The organism is Streptomyces chlorus (assembly GCF_042655885.1).
GTDB lineage: Bacteria > Actinomycetota > Actinomycetes > Streptomycetales > Streptomycetaceae > Streptomyces > Streptomyces chlorus.
Window position 1 is genome coordinate 34,947 of sequence record NZ_JBHSOA010000023.1, and the last position, 5,922, is coordinate 40,868.

4 protein-coding genes and 2 pseudogenes are annotated in these 5,922 nt (G+C 68.0%); 4 read left to right on the forward strand and 2 right to left on the reverse strand.

Translation table 11 applies throughout. The annotated features are described in order from the left end of the window. Positions 1-44 precede the first annotated feature (44 nt). On the reverse strand, positions 45-599 hold the full coding sequence (locus ACFPZI_RS11400; protein ID WP_381361720.1) for a hypothetical protein: 555 nt from the start codon (positions 597-599) through the stop codon (positions 45-47). Positions 600-785: 186 nt separating this feature from the next. After that, positions 786-1,019 (reverse strand): hypothetical protein, encoded by a 234-nt coding sequence (locus tag ACFPZI_RS11405; RefSeq protein WP_381361723.1) that lies wholly within the window; start codon positions 1,017-1,019, stop codon positions 786-788. A gap of 188 nt (positions 1,020-1,207) precedes the next feature. On the opposite strand from ACFPZI_RS11405, the pseudogene ACFPZI_RS37270 reads away from it, so the two are divergent. The 4 genes and pseudogenes from ACFPZI_RS37270 to ACFPZI_RS11425 form a co-directional block, all read left to right on the forward strand. Continuing rightward, a pseudogene (locus ACFPZI_RS37270) lies at positions 1,208-2,266 on the forward strand (FAD-dependent thymidylate synthase); the annotation flags it as partial. Positions 2,267-2,275: 9 nt separating this feature from the next. Further along, positions 2,276-2,719, forward strand: a pseudogene (thyX, locus tag ACFPZI_RS37275) (FAD-dependent thymidylate synthase); the annotation flags it as partial. A 218-nt stretch (positions 2,720-2,937) separates the two neighbouring features. Beyond that, positions 2,938-3,837, forward strand: a complete 900-nt coding sequence (gene dapA, locus ACFPZI_RS11420; RefSeq protein ID WP_381361726.1) for a 4-hydroxy-tetrahydrodipicolinate synthase — start codon at positions 2,938-2,940, stop codon at positions 3,835-3,837. 158 nt (positions 3,838-3,995) lie between these two features. After that, positions 3,996-5,681, forward strand: coding sequence for a ribonuclease J (locus ACFPZI_RS11425; RefSeq protein WP_381361728.1), 1,686 nt, complete (start codon positions 3,996-3,998; stop codon positions 5,679-5,681). The last annotated feature ends 241 nt before the right edge of the window (positions 5,682-5,922 follow it).

The window sequence follows — 5,922 nt, forward strand, 5'->3', positions numbered from 1 at the left end:
GACCGGACCCCGGGTCGTGCGTGTGCGCAGCGGTTCGGTCCGGCTCAGTCCCGCCGGTACTCGTCGGCCCAGACCTCCACCGAGTCGGCCGCCCGGTCGAAGGCCACGTTCCGCCCCAGGAAGTCCGCGTTGTGCGAGGTCAGCAGCGGCGGTACGGGGGCCGTCGACCGTCCCCGCCGGACGAGTAGCAGCGCCTGCCCCTGCACCGTCCGCGGCATCCCCAGCCAGCGCACCGGCTGCTGCACCGTGCGCACCGCGACGATCTGGTCCCACGGCGTCGTACGGGTGGTGAACAGACTCACCTGCCGCAGTCCATGGGCACTCACCCACGCGCCCATGCGCAGCAACCGCAGCGCACCGACGATGGCGACCAGTGCGACCCCGAAGACCACACCGGCCGACGACAGCGATGCCGTAGCCGCGATGATCACCGCCGAGAACAGCACGAACGAGGCGAGCAGCAGCAGTATCGCCGCCGCTCCCACCCGCCACGGACCCGGCCGGTACGGGCGCCGCCAGCGGTCACGGTCGTTGTACGGCAGCGCGACATCGTCAGCCGTCTCGAAGGCGCGGTCGGCCGTCAGGAAGGGCAGGGGCACGGCTGGGTCCTCACTCGATCCATGCGTGGGCAGTGCCCGGTGAGGCTACCGATCCGTGGTACCCCTCACCACTCTCGGGGTCCGGTTGGGGCCGGGCCCCCCGCCCCTGAGCGCGGTTCGGAGTGCGGCCGGATCCTCGGCCGGTGTGCAGCCGAGGGGCCGGTCCGGTGTCCGTCCGGCGTGCGTTCAGCGTTTGTCGGACGCCTCTGAGTGCTCGGTCCCCGTGGCCGACTGGTCCGTGGACAGCGCGGGCATCCCGATCACCAGGGATCCCACCAGCCCGGCCACGACGCAGACCCCCAGCAGCCAGCGCCCGGCCAGCTCGCCGGCGGAAGCCCGCTCGCGCGGCGGGGGCGTGACATTGCTGCGGAACCCGTCGGAAAGGAAGGCGAACGGCACGGATTCCCGTCGACCGAACATCAGTGGTACTTCTCCCCTCGAAATCTGAGAACCTCGAACGAACCGCTCTCACCGACACAAACGAACGACATCGGCAGAAGGTGCCCAGACAGTGAAAATCCGTCCCGGCACGGCCCATCTCCTGTCGTGACGGCCGCCCCGTAGAGTGGTCGCCGACCTGCAGCCGTGATGTGACGGGAAGGACCCTCTTGACCTCCGCCAACGATCCCCAGCCGTCAACACCCGACGACGTCACCTTGCGGAGTGACGTCACCGTCGAACTGGTGAAGTCCAGTGCCTCGGACTCGGATGTCCTGTTCGCCGCCCGTGTATCGACCCTCGGCGAGCAGTCGATCGGGGAACTGGAGAAGGACCCGGAGCGTTCCAAGGGCCTGATCAACTACCTGATGCGGGACCGGCACGGCAGCCCGTTCGAGCACAACTCCCTGACCTTCCTCATCAGCGCACCGATCTTCGTGTTCCGCGAGTTCATGCGCCACCGGGTCGGCTGGTGCCTGCCGGGCGACGCCAGGATCCGCGTCGGCACCAGCAAGAACGGCAAGACCAAGCGCATCGCGGACATCCATCGGGACTGGAAGATCGGTGTGCCCGACTCGATGGGGCGCACGCGCAGGCTGAAGTCCTGTCAGAACCTCCTGGCCGACACCATCGACCTGGAGACCGGGCTGGCGGAAAAGGCGCGCATGGTCGACGTCTTCGAGTCCGGCGTGAAGCCGATCCTCAAGGTCTCGACAACCAACGGCAAGGTTCTGCGTTGCACCGCGGACCACCGTGTATGGACGCCGGAAGGCTGGGTCCGCGCCGGCGACCTGCGCGTCGGCGACCGGGTCGGGCGGCTTGGCCGGGTGGGGGTCGGTGAGCGGGACGGAATCCCGAAGCGCCTGCGCGAGGGGATCCAGATCTGGACCACCGAGCAGCGAGCCGATCTCATCGCGCCCATGGACCTCTGCCACCTCTGCGAGGAGAAGTTCGAGGCGAAGGACCTGGAGCTGGACCACGTCATCCCCGTGGACGCCGACCTGACCAAGTCGCTCGACGTCTCGAACCTGCGACCGGCTTGCAAGTCGTGTCACCAGCGGAAGACCGACGGCGAAGGCGTGCCGATCGGAGTGCGCCGCCGCGCCCTCCAGAACGGTGTGCGCTGGGAGGGCGTCGCCTCCGTCGCCCCCGACGGGGAGGAGATGACCTACGACATCTCCATGCCGCCGCCGCACCACAACTTCATCGCGGACGGCTTTGTCGTACACAATTCGTACAACGAGGAGTCCGGGCGCTACCGCGAGCTCCAGCCGGTCTTCTACGTCCCCGGCGAGGACCGCAAGCTGGTCCAGCAGGGCCGCCCCGGCAAGTACGAGTTCGTCGACGGCACCCCCGAGCAGTACAAGGCTGTCACCGACGTCATGGAGGAGTCCTACCGGCAGTCGTACGCCGCGTACCAGGAGATGCTCGCGGCCGGCGTCGCCCGCGAGGTCGCCCGCGCCACCCTCCCGGTCGGTCTCTTCTCCTCGATGTACGCCACGTGCAACGCACGCTCGCTGATGCACTTCCTCGGCCTGCGCACCCAGCACGAGCTGGCGAAGGTGCCGTCCTTCCCGCAACGGGAGATCGAGATGGTCGGCGAAAAGATGGAGGCCGAATGGGCCCGGCTCATGCCGCTCACCCACGCCGCCTTCAACACCAACGGGCGCGTAGCCCCGTAGCCCCAGGGACGGGCCCTGAACCGCGGTCGGGCACGCATGTACGGTCAGCCCTCCGAGGCGTCCGGATTGCGGTATTTCCACTAGTTCATCTAGCCTGATCAAACGGGCCCGGCACTGCCTGAACCCCCGAGCAGGCAGTGCCGGGCTCGCCCTTCGCCCCCACTTGTCGCCTCCCCCGAGGGCAGACCCGGCCCCAAGCAACGAGTAGCGTGTAACCCATGGCTCCGACCTCCACTCCGCAGACCCCCTTCGGGAGGGTCCTCACCGCCATGGTCACGCCTTTCACGGCGGACGGCGCACTCGACCTCGACGGCGCACAGCGGCTCGCCACCCACCTGGTGGACGCAGGCAACGACGGCCTGATCATCAACGGCACCACCGGCGAGTCCCCCACCACCAGCAACGCGGAGAAAGCGGACCTCGTACGGGCGGTCCTGGAGGCGGTCGGAGACCGCGCCCACGTGGTGGCCGGGGTCGGTACCAACGACACCCGTCACAGCATCGAACTGGCCCGCACAGCGGAGCGCACCGGCGCGCACGGCCTGCTGATCGTCACCCCGTACTACAACAAGCCCCCGCAGGAAGGCCTGTACCAGCACTTCACGGCCATCGCCGACACCACCGAGCTGCCGGTCATGCTCTACGACATCCCCGGCCGCAGCGGTGTCCCGATCAACACCGAGACACTCGTTCGCCTGGCCGAGCACCCGCGGATCGTCGCGAACAAGGATGCCAAGGGCGACCTCGGCCGTGCCAGCTGGGCCATCGCCCGCTCGCGCCTCGCCTGGTACTCCGGCGACGACATGCTGAACCTGCCGCTGCTCTCCGTGGGCGCCGTCGGCTTCGTCTCGGTCGTCGGTCACCTCGTCACGCCCGAGCTGCGCGCCCTGGTCGAGGCGTACACCTCGGGGGACGTCCAGAAGGCCACGGAGATCCACCAGAAGCTGCTCCCCGTCTACACGGGTATGTTCCGTACCCAGGGAGTGATGACCACCAAGGCGGCGCTCGCCCTGCAGGGCCTGCCCGCCGGACCCCTGCGCGCCCCCATGGCCGCGTGCACGCCGGAGGAGATCGAGCAGCTCAAGATCGATCTTGCCGCCGGCGGGGTACAGCTCTGACAACAGACTTCGCGCGACCGCTCGCGCAACCTGACTCCACAACTGAATAAGCGGCGGGCCACGGGTGCCCGCGCACCACAACGACAACTGCTTCTGTACGAACGTCACGCGTGCCACGTGCCCCACCGGGACGTGGCGCGTGTGGTGAGGAGAGTCTTTTGAGCCATCCGCATCCTGAACTCGGCCCGCCGCCGCCGCTCCCCGCGAACGGCCTGCGCGTCACCCCACTCGGCGGTCTCGGTGAGATCGGTCGCAACATGACGGTCTTCGAGTACGGCGGCCGCCTACTCATCGTCGACTGCGGCGTGCTCTTCCCCGAGGAGGAGCAGCCCGGAATCGACCTGATCCTGCCGGACTTCACGTCCATCCGGGACCGCCTCGACGACATCGAGGGCATCGTCCTCACCCATGGTCACGAGGACCACATCGGCGGTGTTCCCTTCCTGCTCCGCGAGAAGCCGGACATCCCGCTGATCGGCTCCAAGCTGACCCTCGCCTTCATCGAGGCGAAGCTCCAGGAGCACCGCATCCGTCCGTACACCCTGGAGGTGACGGAGGGGCACCGCGAGCGCATCGGCCCGTTCGACTGCGAGTTCGTCGCGGTCAACCACTCGATCCCCGACGCTCTCGCCGTGGCGATCCGCACGCCCGCGGGCATGGTGGTCCACACCGGCGACTTCAAGATGGACCAGCTCCCGCTGGACAACCGCCTCACGGACCTCCACGCGTTCGCCCGGCTCAGCGAGGAAGGCATCGACCTCCTCCTGTCCGACTCGACGAACGCCGAGGTCCCGGGCTTCGTCCCGCCCGAACGGGACATCTCCAACGTCCTGCGCCAGGTCTTTGCCGGCGCCCGCAAACGGATCATCGTGGCGAGCTTCGCCAGCCACATCCATCGCATCCAGCAGATCCTGGACGCGGCGCACGAGTACGGCCGCCGGGTCGCCTTCGTCGGCCGCTCCATGGTCCGCAACATGGGCATCGCCCGTGACCTCGGCTATCTGAGGGTTCCGCCGGGCCTGGTCGTCGACGTGAAGACGCTGGACGACCTGCCGGACAGCGAAGTGGTCCTGGTGTGCACGGGCTCGCAGGGCGAACCCATGGCAGCCCTGTCCCGGATGGCCAACCGCGATCACCAGATCCGCATCGTCCAGGGCGACACGGTGATCCTCGCGTCGTCCCTCATCCCCGGCAACGAGAACGCGGTCTACCGCGTCATCAACGGCCTGACCCGCTGGGGCGCCAACGTCGTCCACAAGGGCAACGCCAAGGTGCACGTCTCGGGCCACGCCTCTGCCGGTGAACTGCTGTACTTCTACAACATCTGCCGCCCGAAGAACCTGATGCCGGTGCACGGCGAATGGCGCCACCTGCGAGCCAACGCCGAGCTGGGCGCCCTGACCGGGGTCCCGCACGACCGCATCGTCATCGCCGAGGACGGAGTCGTCGTCGACCTGATCGACGGCAGAGCGAAGATCTCCGGCAAGGTCCAGGCCGGGTACGTCTACGTGGACGGCCTCTCCGTCGGCGACGTCGGCGAGCCTGCCCTGAAGGACCGCAAGATCCTCGGCGACGAGGGCATCATCTCGGTCTTCATGGTGCTCGACTCGTCCACCGGGAAGATCACCGGCGGCCCGCACATCCAGGCACGCGGCTCCGGTATCGAGGACTCCGCCTTCAGCGCCGTACTGCCGAAGATCATTGAGGTCCTGGAACGGTCCGCCCAGGACGGCGTCGTCGAAGCGCACCAGATGCAGCAGCTCGTACGTCGCACGCTGGGCAAGTGGGTCTCCGACACCTACCGGCGCCGGCCGATGATCCTGCCCGTGGTCGTGGAGGTCTGACGACCTGTAGGGCAGTCCGTACACCAGAACTGGGAGCGGGGCACCCCGATTTGCATCGGGGCGCCTCGCTCCAGTACGTTTACACCTCCCACCGACCGGGAACCCGCCTGCTTCGCGCAGCGGATCCAGTCCCCGGAGGGGCGGGAAAACCGACTCAGAATCTCTGATAAAGTCGGGCCCGCCGGAAAGGGAAACGCGAAAAGCGGGAACCCGGAAGGCGAAACCCCGAGGAAATCGGATC